The sequence below is a fragment of the Streptomyces sp. NPDC052114 genome (assembly GCF_040680155.1).
Lineage (GTDB): Bacteria > Actinomycetota > Actinomycetes > Streptomycetales > Streptomycetaceae > Streptomyces.
In genome coordinates, this window is sequence record NZ_JBFAWC010000001.1 from 740,664 (window position 1) to 756,057 (window position 15,394).

15 protein-coding genes, 1 other RNA gene and 1 pseudogene are annotated in these 15,394 nt (G+C 73.7%); 10 read left to right on the forward strand and 7 right to left on the reverse strand.

The genetic code is table 11. The features are described from left to right. Positions 1-7: 7 nt before the first annotated feature. Positions 8-175 carry a hypothetical protein gene (locus AB0L89_RS03130; RefSeq protein WP_365133302.1) on the reverse strand — a complete coding sequence of 56 codons (168 nt, stop codon included), beginning with the start codon at positions 173-175 and terminating at the stop codon, positions 8-10. 35 nt (positions 176-210) lie between these two features. Further along, positions 211-1,404 carry a hypothetical protein gene (locus tag AB0L89_RS03135; RefSeq protein ID WP_365133305.1) on the reverse strand — a complete coding sequence of 398 codons (1,194 nt, stop codon included), beginning with the start codon at positions 1,402-1,404 and terminating at the stop codon, positions 211-213. A gap of 223 nt (positions 1,405-1,627) precedes the next feature. Here AB0L89_RS03135 and AB0L89_RS03140 point away from each other — a divergent pair, with 223 nt between their 5' ends. From AB0L89_RS03140 to AB0L89_RS03155, 4 genes are all read left to right on the forward strand, one after another. Next, entirely contained in the window at positions 1,628-2,695 is a 1,068-nt protein-coding gene (locus AB0L89_RS03140; RefSeq protein ID WP_365133308.1) for an iron-siderophore ABC transporter substrate-binding protein, read from the forward strand. A 207-nt stretch (positions 2,696-2,902) separates the two neighbouring features. Continuing rightward, positions 2,903-3,754 (forward strand): Nif3-like dinuclear metal center hexameric protein, encoded by an 852-nt coding sequence (locus AB0L89_RS03145; protein ID WP_365133311.1) that lies wholly within the window; start codon positions 2,903-2,905, stop codon positions 3,752-3,754. Beyond that, on the forward strand, positions 3,751-4,494 hold the full coding sequence (locus tag AB0L89_RS03150; protein WP_365133980.1) for a C4-type zinc ribbon domain-containing protein: 744 nt from the start codon (positions 3,751-3,753) through the stop codon (positions 4,492-4,494). Before AB0L89_RS03145 ends, AB0L89_RS03150 begins: the two co-directional genes overlap by 4 nt. A 12-nt stretch (positions 4,495-4,506) precedes the next feature. Further along, complete coding sequence (locus AB0L89_RS03155; RefSeq protein ID WP_365133314.1) at positions 4,507-5,799, forward strand: bifunctional RNase H/acid phosphatase; 1,293 nt, start codon at positions 4,507-4,509, stop codon at positions 5,797-5,799. An 8-nt stretch (positions 5,800-5,807) separates the two neighbouring features. Here the strand turns inward: AB0L89_RS03155 and eda are convergent, their stop codons facing one another. Together eda and yaaA are read right to left on the reverse strand one after the other, a co-directional pair. Continuing rightward, positions 5,808-6,449 carry a bifunctional 4-hydroxy-2-oxoglutarate aldolase/2-dehydro-3-deoxy-phosphogluconate aldolase gene (gene eda / locus AB0L89_RS03160; RefSeq protein ID WP_365133317.1) on the reverse strand — a complete coding sequence of 214 codons (642 nt, stop codon included), beginning with the start codon at positions 6,447-6,449 and terminating at the stop codon, positions 5,808-5,810. Positions 6,450-6,567: 118 nt separating this feature from the next. Then, positions 6,568-7,374: a peroxide stress protein YaaA gene (gene yaaA / locus AB0L89_RS03165; protein WP_365133320.1), complete on the reverse strand. Its 807-nt coding sequence runs from the start codon at positions 7,372-7,374 to the stop codon at positions 6,568-6,570. Between the two features lie 315 nt (positions 7,375-7,689). On the opposite strand from yaaA, the gene AB0L89_RS03170 reads away from it, so the two are divergent. Then, positions 7,690-9,135 carry an RNB domain-containing ribonuclease gene (locus AB0L89_RS03170; protein ID WP_365133323.1) on the forward strand — a complete coding sequence of 482 codons (1,446 nt, stop codon included), beginning with the start codon at positions 7,690-7,692 and terminating at the stop codon, positions 9,133-9,135. Here the strand turns inward: AB0L89_RS03170 and AB0L89_RS03175 are convergent. Both AB0L89_RS03175 and AB0L89_RS03180 read right to left on the reverse strand, forming a co-directional pair. Beyond that, on the reverse strand, positions 9,117-9,791 hold the full coding sequence (locus AB0L89_RS03175) for a hypothetical protein (RefSeq protein ID WP_365133326.1): 675 nt from the start codon (positions 9,789-9,791) through the stop codon (positions 9,117-9,119). The two genes, AB0L89_RS03170 and AB0L89_RS03175, sit on opposite strands and share 19 nt — an antisense overlap. After that, positions 9,788-10,642, reverse strand: coding sequence for a MerR family transcriptional regulator (locus AB0L89_RS03180; RefSeq protein ID WP_365133329.1), 855 nt, complete (start codon positions 10,640-10,642; stop codon positions 9,788-9,790). Before AB0L89_RS03180 ends, AB0L89_RS03175 begins: the two co-directional genes overlap by 4 nt. Positions 10,643-10,823: 181 nt before the next feature. Here AB0L89_RS03180 and AB0L89_RS03185 point away from each other — a divergent pair, with 181 nt between their 5' ends. The 5 genes and pseudogenes from AB0L89_RS03185 (at position 10,824) to AB0L89_RS03205 (ending at position 14,919) form a co-directional block, all read left to right on the forward strand. Further along, positions 10,824-11,651, forward strand: a complete 828-nt coding sequence (locus tag AB0L89_RS03185; RefSeq protein WP_365133983.1) for an AraC family transcriptional regulator — start codon at positions 10,824-10,826, stop codon at positions 11,649-11,651. A gap of 19 nt (positions 11,652-11,670) precedes the next feature. Next, a pseudogene (locus AB0L89_RS03190) lies at positions 11,671-12,453 on the forward strand (DMT family transporter); the annotation flags it as partial. 124 nt (positions 12,454-12,577) lie between these two features. Continuing rightward, an RNA gene (gene rnpB / locus AB0L89_RS03195) (RNase P RNA component class A) lies at positions 12,578-12,979 on the forward strand. A gap of 90 nt (positions 12,980-13,069) precedes the next feature. Beyond that, on the forward strand, positions 13,070-13,690 hold the full coding sequence (locus tag AB0L89_RS03200) for a TetR family transcriptional regulator C-terminal domain-containing protein (protein ID WP_365133332.1): 621 nt from the start codon (positions 13,070-13,072) through the stop codon (positions 13,688-13,690). A gap of 23 nt (positions 13,691-13,713) precedes the next feature. Then, the gene (locus AB0L89_RS03205) at positions 13,714-14,919 is read left to right on the forward strand and encodes an MFS transporter (protein ID WP_365133335.1); all 1,206 of its coding nucleotides are present in this window, start codon (positions 13,714-13,716) and stop codon (positions 14,917-14,919) included. On the opposite strand, the gene AB0L89_RS03210 is transcribed toward AB0L89_RS03205, so the two are convergent. Further along, the gene (locus tag AB0L89_RS03210; RefSeq protein ID WP_365133986.1) at positions 14,891-15,196 is read right to left on the reverse strand and encodes a helix-turn-helix transcriptional regulator; all 306 of its coding nucleotides are present in this window, start codon (positions 15,194-15,196) and stop codon (positions 14,891-14,893) included. The two genes, AB0L89_RS03205 and AB0L89_RS03210, sit on opposite strands and share 29 nt — an antisense overlap. Positions 15,197-15,394 lie beyond the last annotated feature (198 nt).

Sequence of the window (15,394 nt, forward strand, 5' to 3'; positions counted from 1 at the left end):
GCGCTCGTCAGGACGGCTCGTCCTGCTTGCGGTGGCGCCCCCTGGGGGCCGTCGCCTCGTCGTGCTCGGCCACGGGTCCCCGGTGCCGCCCCGCGCCGCCGGGCGTGGTCGCGCCCGCCTGCTCGGTGTCGTTCGGTGTCTCCGTACTGGTCTCGGTCGTCAACAAGTCACTCACCCCGTAAGAAGATCGTTCGGTACAGCCGGGCGAGTCTAACCGGCCGCCTTCCGCCCGCCGAGGGGTGCCTGCTGCAACGGAACGGGCCGTGCGGCGGCGGGTTTCGGGGGATCCGCGGGCTGTGGCAGCGGCGGTGGGTGTGAGCTGCCCGGATCCGTCTCGGGCGGCTCGGGAGGCAGCCCCTCGGACGGTTCCACGGGTACGGGGGGTGCGAGCCGTGCCACCCCGCACGGTGCCGCCCCCGTCGCGTACGGCAGGCAGAGCGTGCCGTCCGGTGTCCACCAGCCCGAGCCCGCCAACCACCCCTCGGGCGCCGCCAGTTGCTGGAGCCGGCGGCTCGCGGGATGCCACAGGCCGACCCAGCTGCTGCCCGTCGCGCCGTCCATGCGCAGCGCCACCCCGCACCTCTCCGGCGTGAGCACCTGCCCCGGCTGGACCGCGAACGGCGTCACCGCGAGGTCCGCGGGCAGCCGCAGGCACTCGGGGAAGCGCACCGGTCGCGTGCCGCCCAGGACGCCCCAGCCGAGGCGGTCCTCGCCCGGGGCGTTCGAGCGGATGACCAGCAGTCCGCTGCCCGCGTCGGCGAGCAGCAGCCGGTCGTCGCTGCCCTCAGCGATCTGCAGCAGCGGTGTCACCTCGCCGCCGCGCTCCAGGTCCACCGCGACCGTCTTCGTGGTGCCGTCAAGATCGCGGTCCAGGGCGAGCATCCGGTCCGTGCCGTCCAGCCAGACGCCGCCCGAGCAGCGGCCCGGGACCTCGGCGACGTGCTCGGGCCCGAAGGCGCCGCCCGCCACCAGCCAGACGGCACTGGAGCGCTCGCCGGGCGCGAGGGCGTAGGCGCGGGTGCCGTCCGGCGTCGGCGGCAGCAGGCCCAGCTCCCCGCACTCCACGGCCCCCAGCGGCACCTCGCCGGTGCCGGGGCCCGTCGGGTAGAGCAGCCCGAAGGCGTGGCGTACGTCGACCACGCGGTGGATCAGGACGCGGCCGTCGGCCAGCGGGAGGACCTCCGTGGCCGGCTCCTCCGGCTGGTGGCCGGGGAGCGGCACCGCGTAGGGCTCGGCGGAGCCGAGGGTCCAGCGTTCGGGGTACCAGGAGTCCGGCGCGTCGGTGGCGCGGGCCAGGCGCGCCGCGTAGGAACCGTCCGCCGCGATCGTGCACCCGGCGGTGGCGGCACGGGTACGGACCCGGGCCGGGGGCGGCGGCAGGGGTGGCGCTGGTGGCGCTGTCATCGTGAGGGTCACCTCCGGACCCGAAGCTAGTTTTCGCACGCACAGCCGTGGCACCGACGGGCGTCCACTTCACACAGAAGGGTGGCGATGTCCCGGTTCGCCTGAGCGCGCGGGCGGGGGTGTGCTGCGGCGGGGGTGGGTGTGCCGCGAGGGGCGGACCGGGCGTACGGTTAGGCGAACCTAAGCTCGGCCTGATCCGGGCAGCGCACCCCCTGGAGTCCCGATGTCCGTGTCCCTCCGGCCCGCCCGGCGCAGCCGCCGGCGTGCCACCGCCGCCGTCGCCCTCGCCGTGACCGCCGCGCTCTCGCTCGCGGCCTGCGGGTCCTCCGACGACGGCTCCGCGAAGTCCGAGAACGGCAGCGGCAGCAAGGCCGTCGCCCAGGGCGGCGACGACTTCGCGAAGGCCGCCGAGCAGACCGCGAAGATGGGCACCACGGCCAAGGCGGGCGAGTTCCCGCGCACCATCACCCACGCCCGCGGCAAGACCGAGCTGAAGCAGCGGCCCCAGCGGGTCGTGGTCCTCGACGTCGGCGAGCTCGACAACGTGGTCTCCCTGGGCGTCAAGCCCGTCGGCTACGCCCCCACCGAGGGCGACGACGGCATCCCCGGCTACCTGAAGAAGGACGCCGGCAGCCCCAAGAACGTCGGCACGATCAACTCCCTCAACCTGGAGGCGATCGCGAACCTCAAGCCGGACCTCATCCTCGGCAGCGAGCTGCGCGCGGCCAAGCTCTACCCGCAGCTCTCCAAGATCGCGCCCACGGTCTTCTCGATCCGCCCCGGCTTCACGTGGAAGGAGAACTACCTCCTGAACGCCGCCGCGCTCGACCGGACCGCGAAGGCGAAGGAGGAGCTCGCCGCGTACGAGAAGCGGGCGAAGAACCTCGGCAAGGACATCGCCGAGGCCCACGACGGCAAGAAGCCGACGATCACGATGCTCCGCTACATGCCGGACCGCATCCGTCTCTACGCCAAGGCGTCGTTCATCGGCACCATCCTTGAGGACACCGGCCTGCCGCGCCCCAAGAACCAGCAGGTCAACGACCTCGCGACCGAGATCAGCCCGGAGAAGATCGACCAGGCCGACGCGGACTGGATCTTCACCGGCGTCTACGGCGACGCGGAGAAGACCGGCCGCTCCGCCGCCGAGAAGAACCCTCTGTGGAAGAAGCTCGGTGCGGTGAAGGACGGCCAGGCCAAGGACGTCCCGGACGAGACGTGGTACCTCGGCCTCGGCGTCACCGCGGCCAATTCGGTCCTGGACGACCTCAGGAAGAACCTCACCCAGTAGAAGGCGCCCCGTAAGGGGCGCGGGGAACTGCGCGAGCGACCACGGAAAAGCCGCGGACGCTTCTGCTGGGCACTCGCAGACGCGTCTGCGGCTTTTCGCGCGCTGAGCGCGCAGTTCCCCGCACTCCCTTCGGGGCCCTCCGTGGCCGCCCGACTGCGGTCGGTCACGCGCGACATGCCGAGCGCAGCGGGAAGGTAGCCTTTCCCCGTGCCCCGTCTGTCTGAAGTCATCGCCGCCCTCGACGCCCTGTGGCCCGCCGGACTCGCCGAGAGCTGGGACGCGGTCGGCACGGTCTGCGGCGACCCCGACGCCGAGGTGTCCCGGGTCCTCTTCGCCGTCGACCCGGTCCAGGAGATCGCCGACGAGGCGGTGCGCCTCGGGGCCCAGCTCCTGGTCACCCACCACCCGCTCTACCTGCGGGGCACGACGACGGTCGCGGCGTCCACCTTCAAGGGCCGCGTCGTCCACGACCTGATCAAGAACGACGTGGCGCTGCACGTCGCGCACACCAACGCCGACCGCGCCGACCCGGGCGTCTCCGACGCCCTCGCGGGCGCCCTCGACCTGCGGGTCGTACGTCCGCTCGTACCGGACCCGACGGACGGGAACGGCCGCCGCGGCCTCGGCCGGATCTGCGAGCTGGAGCACCCCCTCACCCTCGCCGAACTCGCCGGGCGCGCGGCCGAGCGGCTGCCCGCCACCGCGCAGGGCATCCGCGTCGCCGGCGCCCCGGACGCGCTGATCCGCACGGTCGCCGTCAGCGGCGGCTCCGGCGACAGCCTCTTCGACGACGTGCGCGCGGCCGGTGTGGACGCCTTCCTCACCGCAGACCTGCGCCACCACCCGGCGTCCGAGGCCCGCGAGCGCACCCCGCTCGCGCTCCTGGACGCCGCCCACTGGGCCACCGAGTGGCCCTGGTGCGAGCTGGCCGCAGCCCAGCTCGACGAGATCTCCGACCGGAACGGATGGGGACTTCGCGTCCACGTCTCGAAGACGGTCACCGACCCCTGGACCGCCCACGCGGCCTCTCATCACGACTCAACAGGAGCCCCCAACTGAACGCCGCGCCCGCCGACCAGATCCGCCTGCTCGACGTCCAGGCCCTGGACGTACGCCTGCAGCAGCTCGCGCACAAGAAGAAGTCGCTGCCCGAGCACGCCGAGATCGAGTCGCTGAACAAGGACCTCGCGCAGCTGCGCGACCTGCTCGTCGCCGCGACGACCGAGGAGAGCGACTGCTCCCGCGAGCAGACCAAGGCGGAGCAGGACGTCGACCAGGTCCGGCAGCGCGCGGCCCGCGACCAGCAGCGCCTGGACTCCGGCGCGATCACCTCGCCGAAGGACCTGGAGAACCTCCAGAAGGAGATCGCCTCGCTGGCCAGGCGCCAGGGCGACCTGGAGGACGTCGTCCTGGAGGTCATGGAGCGCCGCGAGTCCGCGCAGGAGCGCGTCTCCGAGCTGACCGAGCGGGTCTCCTCGGTCCAGTCGAAGATCGACGACGCGACGGGCCGCCGTGACGCCGCCGTCGAGGAGCTCGACGGCGAGTCCGCCACGGTCGGCAAGGAGCGCGAGGTCGTGGCGGGTTCGGTCCCGGCCGACCTGCTCAAGCTCTACGACAAGCTCCGCGAGAAGGAGGGCGGCATCGGTGCCGCCAAGCTCTACCAGCGGCGCTGCGAGGGCTGCCGCCTGGAGCTGAACATCACCGAGGTCAACGAGGTGAAGGCGGCGTCCCCGGACACGGTCGTGCGGTGCGAGAACTGCCGCCGCATCCTGGTCCGCACGTCCGAGTCCGGCCTGTAAGGACCCCTCCTCATGCGCGAGTTCATCGTCGAGGCCGACGGCGGCTCCCGGGGCAACCCGGGGCCCGCGGGCTACGGCTCAGTGGTCATCGACGCGGCCACGGGGGAGACCCTGGCGGAGGCCGCGGAGTACATCGGCGTCGCGACGAACAACGTCGCGGAGTACAAGGGCCTCGTGGCCGGCCTGAAGGCGGCGTACCAGCTGGACCCGACGGCGTCGGTCCACGTCCGCATGGACTCCAAGCTCGTCGTCGAGCAGATGTCGGGCCGCTGGAAGATCAAGCACCCCGACATGAAGCCGCTCGCCGCCGAGGCGGGCCGGGTCTACCCGTCGTCCCAGGTGACGTACGAGTGGATCCCGCGCGAGAAGAACAAGCACGCCGACCGCCTCGCCAACGAGGCGATGGACGCGGGCAAGCGCGGCAAGCAGTGGCAGCCGTCGGCGTCGACGGCGGAGCTGGACGCGCGGGCCGCGCGGTCGGCCGCCGAGGCGCCCGCCGGTCCGCCCGGCGACGCGGCGGCGGGCGCGGCCAAGGCGCGGGCGGCGCTGGCCGGGACGGCACGGGGTGGCGCGGCGACGGCATCCGCGGGTGCGGCGTCCGCGCAGGGTGGTCAGGACGGTGACGTCCGCGCCGCGCGCAACGCGGCGACCCCGCCGGTCGGCTGGGCGGCCCCCGCCGACCTGGGCGCCCCGGCGACCTTCGTGCTGCTGCGCCACGGCGAGACCGCGCTCACGCCCGAGAAGCGGTTCTCCGGCAGCGGCGGGTCCGACCCCTCGCTCTCCGACGCGGGCCGCGAGCAGGCCGAACGGGCCGCGGCCGCCCTCGCCGCGCGCGGCACGATCCAGGCGGTCGTCTCCTCGCCGCTCAAGCGCTGCCAGGAGACCGCGCACACGGTGGCCGCCCGCCTCGGGCTCGACGTGCACCTGGAGGACGGGCTGCGCGAGACGGACTTCGGGGCCTGGGAGGGCCTCACGTTCGGCGAGGTGCGCGAGCGTCAGCCCGAGGAGCTGAACGCGTGGCTGGCCTCGCCGAAGGCGGCGCCGCCCGGCGGCGAGTCGTTCGCGGCGGTCTCCCGCCGGGTCTCGGCGGCGCGCGACCGGCTGACCGCCGCGTACGCGGGCCGCACGGTCCTGCTCGTCACGCACGTCACGCCCATCAAGACGCTGGTGCGCCTCGCGCTCGGCGCCCCGCCGGAGTCCCTGTTCCGCATGGAGCTCTCGGCGGCCTCGGTGTCGGCGGTGGCGTACTACGCCGACGGCAACGCCTCGGTGCGGCTGCTGAACGACACCTCGCACCTGCGGTAGCCGCGGGTTCAGCGCAGGGACGCCGCCTCGCGCGCCAGGGACTCCACACGGGCCCAGTCCTTGGCGGCGACGGCGTCGGCGGGCAGCATCCAGCTGCCGCCCACGCAGCCGACGTTCCCCAGCGCGAGGTACGAGGGCGCGGAGGCGGGCGTGATGCCGCCGGTGGGGCAGAAGCGGGCCTGCGGCAGCGGGCTGCCGAGCGACTTCAGGTAGGCGGTGCCCCCCGCGGCCTCGGCGGGGAAGAACTTCATCTCGCTGACGCCGCGCTCCAGCAGCGCCACGACCTCGGACGTCGTGGAGACGCCGGGCAGGAACGGCACGCCCGAGCCCTGCATCGCCGTGAGCAGCGCGTCCGTCCAGCCGGGGCTGACCAGGAAGCGGGCGCCGGCGGCCACGGAGTCGGCCACGTTCCGCGCCGAGATGACGGTGCCCGCGCCGACCACGGCGTCCGGCACCTCGGCGGATATCGCCCGGATCGCGTCCAGCGCGACGGGCGTGCGCAGCGTGACCTCGATGGCGGGGAGCCCGCCCGCGACGAGGGCCCGCGCCATCGGCACCGCGTCGTCGAGGTCCTCCACGACGACCACGGGGACGACGGGGGCCAGGTCGAGCACGGACGCGGACGCGGGGGAGGGCGCGGAGGAGGTCATACGGGCATCCTGCCCGGCGTACGCAGCATGCGCAAAGGTCGTTGCGCATGCTGCAACGTGGGGTGACGCGGGTGTCCGCCGTACGAAGTGACGCGGGTGTCCTCCAGGGGCGGCCGCCTCAGTGGATCTCGCGGACCACCACGTCCAGCGCCCACGGCTTGCCCGCCTTGGCCGGCGGCTCCGCCTCCACCACGTGGCCCAGGTCCCGCAGCGCCTCGACCAGCTCGGCCGGGTCCTTCGGCTGCGTCCCGGCGGAGAGCAGGGAACGGACGATCCGGCCCTTCGTCGCCTTGTTGAAGTGCGAGACGACGGACCGCTTCTCGGTGCCGGTCCTCTCGTCGACCTGCGCGTGCAGCACCCGCACCGTCGCCGTCCGCCCGGCGACCTCGCCCTTCGGCCTCCATGCCGCCGCGTACGCGGACGAGCGCAGGTCGAGGACGAGCCCGTCGCCGGCCGCCTCGGGCATGACGGCGGCCATCGGCGTACGCCAGTACGCGCCGAGCGCGCCGAGCCCCGGCAGCTTCACGCCCATCGAGCAGCGGTACGACGGGATCCTGTCGCTCACGCCGACGGCGCCCCACAGCCCGGAGAAGACGAGCAGCGACCGCGCGGCGCGGCGCTTGGCGGCGGCGTCCAGCGAGGCCAGGTCCAGGGCGTCGTACAGGACGCCGGTGTAGATCTCCCCGGCGGGGCGCGCGCCCGCCGTGCGCAGCTCGACGTTCTTGGCGACCTCGCCGCGCAGGCCCTCGCTCAGGCCCAGTACGTTGCGTGCCTTCTCCTCGTCGGCGGCGCACAGCTCGACCAGCTCGTCGAGCACCGCCTGCCGCGCCTCGGCGAGCCCCGGCAGCGACAGGGACTCCGGCTTGAGCGGGGCGCCCCGCCCGGAGGAGGCCTTGCCTTCGGACGGCGGCAGCAGGACGAGCACGATCGGACTCCTTCAGTGGTACGGGGGAGGGGTGCGGCCCCTGCGAAAGGGTACGGGGTGGCGCGGGGCGCCGGGGGGCGGTGATCGGCGCGTCCCGCACCGTGCGGCTCGGGCCCGCCTGCTCCGCGGCGGTATGGGGCGTGCCCTGCGCCGTCCGGCTCTGGCCCGCCTGCTCCGCGGCGGTATGGGGTGTGCCCCGCACCGTGCGGTCCTGGCCCGCCGCTTCGCGGCGGTTTCCCCACCCGCCCGCCCATCGATCCGCCCATCGGCCCCTCCGCACATGCCGCCGTCCGTCCCCCGGCCTACCCTCGGGTCATGCCCCGCCGCCATCTTCAGGTGACCGGCGCAGCCGAGGCTCCGCTGCGGGCCGTGCTGCGTGAGCTGCGTGCGAAGCTGGAGGTGCCCGACGCGTTCCCCGCCGACGTCCTCGCCGAGGCGGAGCGGGCCGCCGCGGCCCCCCGGCTGCCGTCCCACGACGCCACGGACATCCCCTTCTTCACCATCGACCCGCCCACCTCCGTCGACCTCGACCAGGCCATGCACCTGTCGCGCCGCGAGGACGGACGCGGCTTCCGGGTGCGGTACGCGATCGCCGACGTCGCCGCGTACGTGACCCCCGGCGGGCCGCTCGACGCCGAGGCCCACCGCCGCGTCACCACCCTCTACTTCCCCGACGAGAAGGTCCCGCTGCACCCCACCGCCCTCAGCGAGGGCGCCGCCAGCCTGCTGCCGGACCAGACCTGCCCGGCCGTGCTGTGGACCGTCGACCTCGACGCGGACGGCCGTACCGAACGCACCGACGTACGCCGCGCCCTCGTCAGGAGCCGCGCCAAGCTCGACTACGACGGCGTGCAGAAGGCCATCGACGACGGCACCGCCGAGGACGCCGTCGCGCTGCTGCGGGACATCGGGACGCTGCGCGAGCGGCTGGAGACCGACCGGGGCGGGATCTCCCTCGACGTGCCCGAGCAGGAGATCGTCGAGCGCGACGGCACGTACGAACTCGTCTACCGCGCCCCGCTGCCCGCCGACGGCTGGAACGCCCAGATCTCCCTGCTCACCGGCATGGCCGCCGCCGACCTCATGATCGGCTCGGGTACGGGGATCCTGCGGACGCTGCCGACCGCCCCCGACGGCGCCGTCGGCCGGCTGCGCCGCACCGCCGCGGCCCTCGGCATCGACTGGCCGCACCACGTCCCCTACGCGCGGCTCGTGCGCTCCCTCGACGCCCGCGACACGCGCCACGCCGCCTTCCTCCAGGAGTGCACGACGCTGCTGCGCGGCGCGGGCTACACCGCCTTCGGCGGCGGCGAGGTCCCCGAGCTCACCACCCACGCCGCGGTCGCCGCCCCCTACGCCCACTGCACCGCCCCGCTGCGCCGCCTCGTCGACCGGTACTCCTCGGAGATCTGCCTCGCGGCCTGCGCGGACGAGACGCCTCCGGAGTGGGTGCTCGCCGCGCTGGACACGCTGCCCAAGGAGATGGCGGACGGCACGCGGCGCGCCAACACCGTGGAGCGGGAGTGCGTGGACATCGTCGAGGCCGCGCTGCTCAAGGACCGGGTCGGCGAGATCTTCGACGCGGTGGTGGTGGACGTGAAGGAGGCCGAACCGGCCGTCGGAACCGTGCAGTTGGCCGACCCGGCGATCGTGGCCCGCATCGAGGGCGGAACATCGACACTCCCACTGGGCGAGCGCCTGCGCGTCCGGCTCACCCAGGCCGACCCGGGCACGGCGAAGGTTCAGTTCGCGCCCGCGTGAGGGTCCGCCTCAGGAGGACGGACGAGTGCGGCGAGCCGCCCTCGCAGCGCCGCGAGGAGCTTCTCCGGCTCGTCCGCGTGCAGCCGTACCGTCGTCACCTCGCGCCGCTTGCCGAGGAAGCCGATGTCCGTGACGGGCGCCGACAGTTCGAGGGTGAGCGACGTCGTCGAGGCGACCGGCAGGTCGAGCACGCCGTCGGCGGGCTCGCGCGTGAACGTCCGCTCGGCGCGCACGTCCGCGATCACACCGAGCGGTATCCGCAGGTCGCGGTGCGCGCCCTGGCGCAGCCGCAGCGAGTCGGGCGACAGCACGTGCGGCCGGGTCACACAGGCCGCGTGGATCCCGAGCACCAGGACCACGCTGTAGACGTCGACGACCAGCAGCACCGCGTGGGCGACCGGGAAGTCCCGCAGCAGTACGGCCATTCCGTACGCCTCGACGACGCAGCCGAAGGTCAGCAGGTACATCATCGCCGCCTGGTCGCGGGCGTGCCCGAAGGCCCGGTCGGTGTCCCGTCGCACACCGTCGCGCCGGCGGGCCGCCCACAGCACGAGGCTGACCAGGACGCGCAGTTCGTGCCCGACGAGCCGCCGCAGGGGCGCCGGGACGAGGGCTGCGGCGCGGGCGGCGGCCGGGCGTGTGCCCGGAGTGCTCATCCGGTCTCCGCCTCTCCGGTCTCCTCCTCGCGCGTTCCCCTTCGTACGAGCAACCGCATGGCCCGGCGCACGGCCTCGGCCTGCGCGGGCGCGAACTCGGCGAAGAAGGCCGCCAGGAACCCGTCGTCGTCGGCGCCGCCGCCCTCGGCCAGCACCCGGGCGCCCTTGACCCCCAGCTCTGTCACGAGGGAGTCCGGCAGGGCGTCGGCGAGCGTGCACGCGGCGTGGTCGACGGCGGCGTCCGTGCGCGGGTCCGCGGGGTCGGCGTCCGCGAGGGCGTCGAGCAGCGCGTACACCTCGTGCGCCCGCTCCACCGCGCCCGGCGAGGTGAGCACCGGGCGCATCGCGGCGAGGAGGGCGTCGCGGTCCTCCGGGGCCGCGGTGGTGTCGAGCAGGGCGAGGAACGCGCGGTCCTGCTCGGCCGTCGCGGAGTGCGGGGGCGCGTGTCCCGCCGACGCTCGGGCCATCTCGCCGAAGAAGTGGGCCAGTTCGGGGGAGACGGGGCCCTCGGGCGTCAGGCGTCCGTGCTCCGCGTCGTCGAGCAGGGCCCGCAGCCGTGCCCTGCGCTCCTTGAGGGCGGCCTCCTGCCGGGCGAGGTCCGCGTCCAGTCCGGCGAGGACCTCGGCGAGCTCGCGGCCCGCGTCGTCGGCGAGCGCGTCCCGCACCTCGGCGAGGCCGAGACCGAGCTCGGTCAGCCGCCGCACACGGGCCAGGGCGACGGCGTGCCGCAGCCCGTACGCGCGATAGCCGTTGGGCCGCCGTTCGGGTTCGGGCAGCAGGCCCAGGTGGTGGTAGTGCCTGATGGTGCGTGTGGTGACGCCGACGAGGCCGGCGAGCTCTCCGATCCGCATGGGCCCAGTAGAGACGTTGACGCTGCGGCAAGGTCAAGCGCGGCATGGAAGAGGGGCGGGCGGGTGTTGCACCGGTGACGGTACGACGAGCCACCGGGGGAGCGGGCACCATATGCACGACGCGACGAGAGACGACCGCACGCCGCACGGAACGCCCGCCTCGGACAGCCTCCGCGAACGGATCGGAGCGCCCCGCGAGCAGGCCGTGTGGACCCGCACCTCGCTCGGCCGGTGCGGCCAGACGCTCGACCTGCTGACCGCCCGTTTCGACCGGCACCGCTACGCCCCGCACTACCACGAGGAGTTCACCGTCGGCGTCTGCGTCGGCGGCTCCGAGGTCATCGACTACCGGGGCGGGCGGATCCACCTGGGGCCCGGCTCCATCGTCGTCCTCGCGCCGGGCGAGGTGCACACCGGCGGCCCCGGCGCGACCGGCGGCTACGCCTACCGCGCCATGTACCCCGCGCTCCCGCTCCTCGCCGAGGGCACCGCGGCCCTGCCGCACTTCCGCGACCCGGTGATGGACGACCCCGAACTGGCCGCCGCCCTGCGCACGGCCCACATCGAACTGAGCGGCCCCGCCGAGCCGTTGGAGACCGAGTCCCGCGTCCCCTGGCTGCTCACCGCCCTCGCCCGCAGGCACGGCGGCGCCCGCCCGCTGAGCGACCGGGTGCCCGGCGCCGACGGCATCGCCCGCGCCGTCCGCGACCGCCTCGCCGACGAGCTCCTCGCCCCGCCCTCCCTCACCGAACTCGCCGCGCCGCTCGGCCTGTCCCGCTACCAGCTCCTGCGCGCCTTCCGTACGTCGACGGGGATGCCGCCCTACGCCTGGCTCGCCCAGTACCGCGTGGCCCGCGCCCGCGCCCACCTGGAGGCGGGCCTGCGCCCCGCCGAGGCGGCCCCGCTGGTGGGCTTCGCGGACCAGGCGCACCTCACGCGCTGGTTCCGCAGGGTGCTGGGGGTGACCCCGGCGGCGTACCGCAACAGCGTTCAAGACACCGGGCGGTGACCCGGCCGAGACTGCCCGCATGACGGCACGCGGTTGGTTCCTCTTCTGGCTCATGGGTGTCCTGTGGGGCATCCCGTATCTCATGATCAAAGTGGCGGTCGACAGCGATCTGTCGCCGTCGGTGGTGGTCTTCACGCGCTGTGCGCTCGGCGCGGCGCTCCTGCTGCCCTTCGCCGTACGGCAGGGCGGGCTGACCCGCGTACTCGCGACCCACTGGCGCCCCATGCTCGCCTTCGCCTGCGTGGAGATCCTCGGCCCCTGGTGGACCCTGACCGACGCGGAGCGCCGCATCTCCAGCTCCACGGCGGGGCTCCTGATCGCCGCCGTGCCGATCATCGGCGCCGTCCTGGCCCGCTTCTTCGGTGACACCGAACGCCTCGGCGCGCGCCGCCTTGCGGGCCTCGGCCTCGGTCTCGCGGGCGTCGCGGTGCTGACCGTGCCGCATCTGACGGGCGGCGACGCGTGGTCCCTGACGGAGGTCATGCTGACGGCGCTCGGCTACGCCGTCGCCCCGCTGATCGTGGCCCGCCACCTGCGCGACGTGCCCACCCTCCAGCTCATCGTGCCCTGCCTGGTCCTCGCCGCGCTGGTCTACGCCCCCGCGGCGGCGGTCAGCAGGCCCGCCGAGGTGCCCGACGCCGCGACGCTCGCCTCCCTCGCGGGGCTCGGCGTCATCTGCACGGCGCTCGCCTTCGTCGTCTTCCTCGAACTGATCCGCGAGGCGGGTCCGACGCGTGCGGTGGTCTTCACGTACGTCAACCCGGCCGTCGCGGTCGCGGCCGGCGTCACCTTCCTCGACGAATCCCTGACGGCGGGCGTCCTCGCCGCCTTCGCCCTGATCATCGCGGGCTCGTTCCTGGCCACGGCGGCGCCGCCCGGCGGACGGCCCACCGCCACCCGGCGGGTAACATGGTCGCCACGGCAGACGAGCCGGGCGGGCGGCCGCGTGAAGACCCCTTCGGGGGCCCTTCCCGAGGAACGTCCGGGCTCCACAGGGCAAGGTGGTGGCTAACGGCCACCCGGGGTGACCCGCGGGACAGTGCCACAGAGAACAGACCGCCCAGCTTGCTGGGTAAGGGTGAAACGGTGGTGTAAGAGACCACCAGCGCCTGAGGTGACTCAGGCGGCTAGGTAAACCCCACCTGGAGCAAGGTCAAGAGGGGCCGCCGGAGACGGCGGCCCTGCGCGGACGTTCGAGGGCTGCCCGCCCGAGTCCGCGGGTAGACCGCACGAGGCCGGCAGCAATGCCGGCCCTAGATGGATGGCCGTCGCCCCGACGACCGCGAGGTCCCGGGGTACAGAACCCGGCGTACAGCCCGACTCGTCTGCCCCCATTTTTTTCTTCCCGTCTTCTTCCCGTCTTCTTCCCTTGGGCTGCGCGATCCCCGTTGTTATCACAGCTGTGATATTGTCTGGCGATGCCAGCTCGGATTGATCTCGAACAGCGTCGCAGGGATGTCGTCGACGCCGCCTTTCGGCTGCTCGTCGACGAGGGGTTCGGTGGATTGTCGCTGCGGAAAGTCGCCGCCGAATCCGGCCTGAACATCGGGTCGGTTCGGCATTACTTCGACGACCACCGGCACCTCCTCGTGGCGGCGGCCACCGAGGTCGGGGACCGGATGGGGAAGCGGCTCACGCGGTACGAGCCGCACGCGCTCGCCGGGCTCCGGGGGGAGGCCGCCGTCGATGCCCTTCAGGCGCTCCTCGAAGAGCTGCTGCCGCTCGACGCGGAGCGGCACGTCGAGTCCGTCGTCCTGATGGAGTTCATCGTCGCCGCCCGCGTGAACCCGGACTTCCGGCCGGTGACCGAGCGGATGGCCGCCGACATGCGGCAGGTCGTCGCGCAGGCCCTGCGGGTCCTCGGGGTGGCCGAGCCGGCCGAGGAGGCCGAGCGCGTCGTCGCCGTCGTCGGCGGGCTCGCCCTCGACGCCGTGACCCCGCACGGGTCCCTCGGCGCCGAGCGGATGCGGAAGACGCTGCGGGCGCAGGTGCGCTCGGTCCTGGTGGATTCCGCGGCATTTTCCGATGGCGGTTCCTGATCGACCTCAAAGGGGGAAGAATTGTGCCCGCATGGCTTTTCGCGTTACTCGCCGCTGCTTTTGTCTTCTATACCGACGACTATGTGATCGCCGGTGTTCTGCCGGAGATCGCGCGCGATCTCGACGTCAGTGAGGCGCGCGCCGGTCAATTGGTGACCGTCTTCTCCCTCACCGTCGCCCTGGCCGCGCCGATCGCCGGAGTCGCCCTGGCGCGGGTGTCCCGGCGGCGGCTCTTCACCGTGTCGTTCACGGTCTTCGTCGCGGCCAACCTCGCCGCGGCCACGGCGTCGGGCTTCGGCGTCCTGATCGCCCTGCGGGTCGTCGCGGCACTCGCGGCGGCTGCCTCGACCCTGGCCGTGTTCGCCTTCGCCGCGGAGCGCGCCCCGGCGACCCATGTCGGCCGCTACGTCGCGGTGGTGGCGCTCGGCGTCACCGGGTCCATCGCCGCCGGTGTCCCCGTCGGCACCTGGATCGGCGGCCACCACGGGTGGCGCGCCACGTTCGCCGCGATGGCCGTGGCGGGTGTCGCGGCGCTGGCCCTCCTGCTCGTGACCCTGCCCCGGGAGGGCGACCGGGCCGGTGACGTGCCGAGCGTCCGCGAGCAGCTGCGGACCCTCGCCGCCCCGCCCGTGTCGCTCGGACTCGCGGCCAACTGCGTCCTCATGACCGGCTCGATGATGATGCTCACCTACATGGTTCCCCACATCGAATCGGTGAGCAGCGCCGGAGTGGACCAGCGCGCGCTCGCGTTCAGCCTCTCCGGGTTCGCCGGCATCGTCTGCATCTGGGCGGGCGGGCGGGCCGCCGACCGATGGGGTCCCGACCGCACCCTGGTCGCCGGGATCGGCGGCTTCACCGGGCTCATGGCGGTGCTGGGGCTGCTCTGGTTCGCCCGGCCCGTGCCGTTCGCCGTGCTCGTCGTGGTGGGCACGGCCTGGGGCGGCATCGCCTTCTGGAACTCCCCGGCCGTCCAGGCGCGCCTCCATCTGCTCGCCGGACCCGTCGCGCCCCAGGCGCTCGCGCTCAACACGTCGGGCACCTACCTCGGGGTCTCCCTGGGGGGCGTCATCGGCGGCCTCACCCTGAGCGTGGCGGGGGCGGGGATGCTGCCGGCCGTCGCCGCCGTCCTCGGGCTGGGGGCCCTGGGGCTGCTCGCGCTCGCCATCCGCGCGTCGGAGAGGACGCCGGTCCGCTCCGACGTCAGCGCGGCCCCCCGCTCGGCGTCGTGACGTCCTCGGTGAGGCTGAGCCGGATCAGGTGGGCGACGGTCGGTGCGGTGCGCTTGGTGCGGATGCGGCGCAGATACGTGCTCACGGTGTGCACGCTGATGCCCAGGCGCCTGGCCACCTGCTTGTGGGAGAGGCCTGCCGCGATGTGGGCGAGCACCTGACGTTCCCTGTGGGACAACGCCGGTGCGTTCTGAGGGCGGCTGTCTACTGGCATCTTCCCTCCGGGAGAGACTGTCAACACCTCCGGCAGCTTGTGGCCGCAACTTGATCTAACCATGGTGAAGACCAAACAGAAAGGAGTCACAAAGACCCTGGGGTGAACCCTCGGCTACCGAGAGCGACCACCGTTGTCAAGTCGCCAATTCGGGGGACTGTAGGCGCGCTTCGGAGCGGGTGAGTGTGAGAGCCGTCTCGGCTGAGCACAGCCGTGCACGACCACATACGGCAGCCCAGCGGCGGACCAGGGGGGGGAACG

Excerpts from the sequence above, each read along its gene's own strand:
- eda (WP_365133317.1), bottom strand. The coding sequence starts at position 6,449 with ATGACCTCCTCCGCGCCCTCCCCCGCGTCCGCGTCCGTGCTCGACCTG.
- AB0L89_RS03200 (WP_365133332.1), top strand. The coding sequence starts at position 13,070 with ATGCCAGCTCGGATTGATCTCGAACAGCGTCGCAGGGATGTCGTCGAC.
- AB0L89_RS03170 (WP_365133323.1), top strand. The coding sequence starts at position 7,690 with ATGCCCCGCCGCCATCTTCAGGTGACCGGCGCAGCCGAGGCTCCGCTG.
- AB0L89_RS03180 (WP_365133329.1), bottom strand. The coding sequence starts at position 10,642 with ATGCGGATCGGAGAGCTCGCCGGCCTCGTCGGCGTCACCACACGCACC.
- AB0L89_RS03210 (WP_365133986.1), bottom strand. The coding sequence starts at position 15,196 with ATGGTTAGATCAAGTTGCGGCCACAAGCTGCCGGAGGTGTTGACAGTC.
- AB0L89_RS03175 (WP_365133326.1), bottom strand. The coding sequence starts at position 9,791 with ATGAGCACTCCGGGCACACGCCCGGCCGCCGCCCGCGCCGCAGCCCTC.
- AB0L89_RS03155 (WP_365133314.1), top strand. The coding sequence starts at position 4,507 with ATGCGCGAGTTCATCGTCGAGGCCGACGGCGGCTCCCGGGGCAACCCG.
- AB0L89_RS03135 (WP_365133305.1), bottom strand. The coding sequence starts at position 1,404 with ATGACAGCGCCACCAGCGCCACCCCTGCCGCCGCCCCCGGCCCGGGTC.
- AB0L89_RS03140 (WP_365133308.1), top strand. The coding sequence starts at position 1,628 with ATGTCCGTGTCCCTCCGGCCCGCCCGGCGCAGCCGCCGGCGTGCCACC.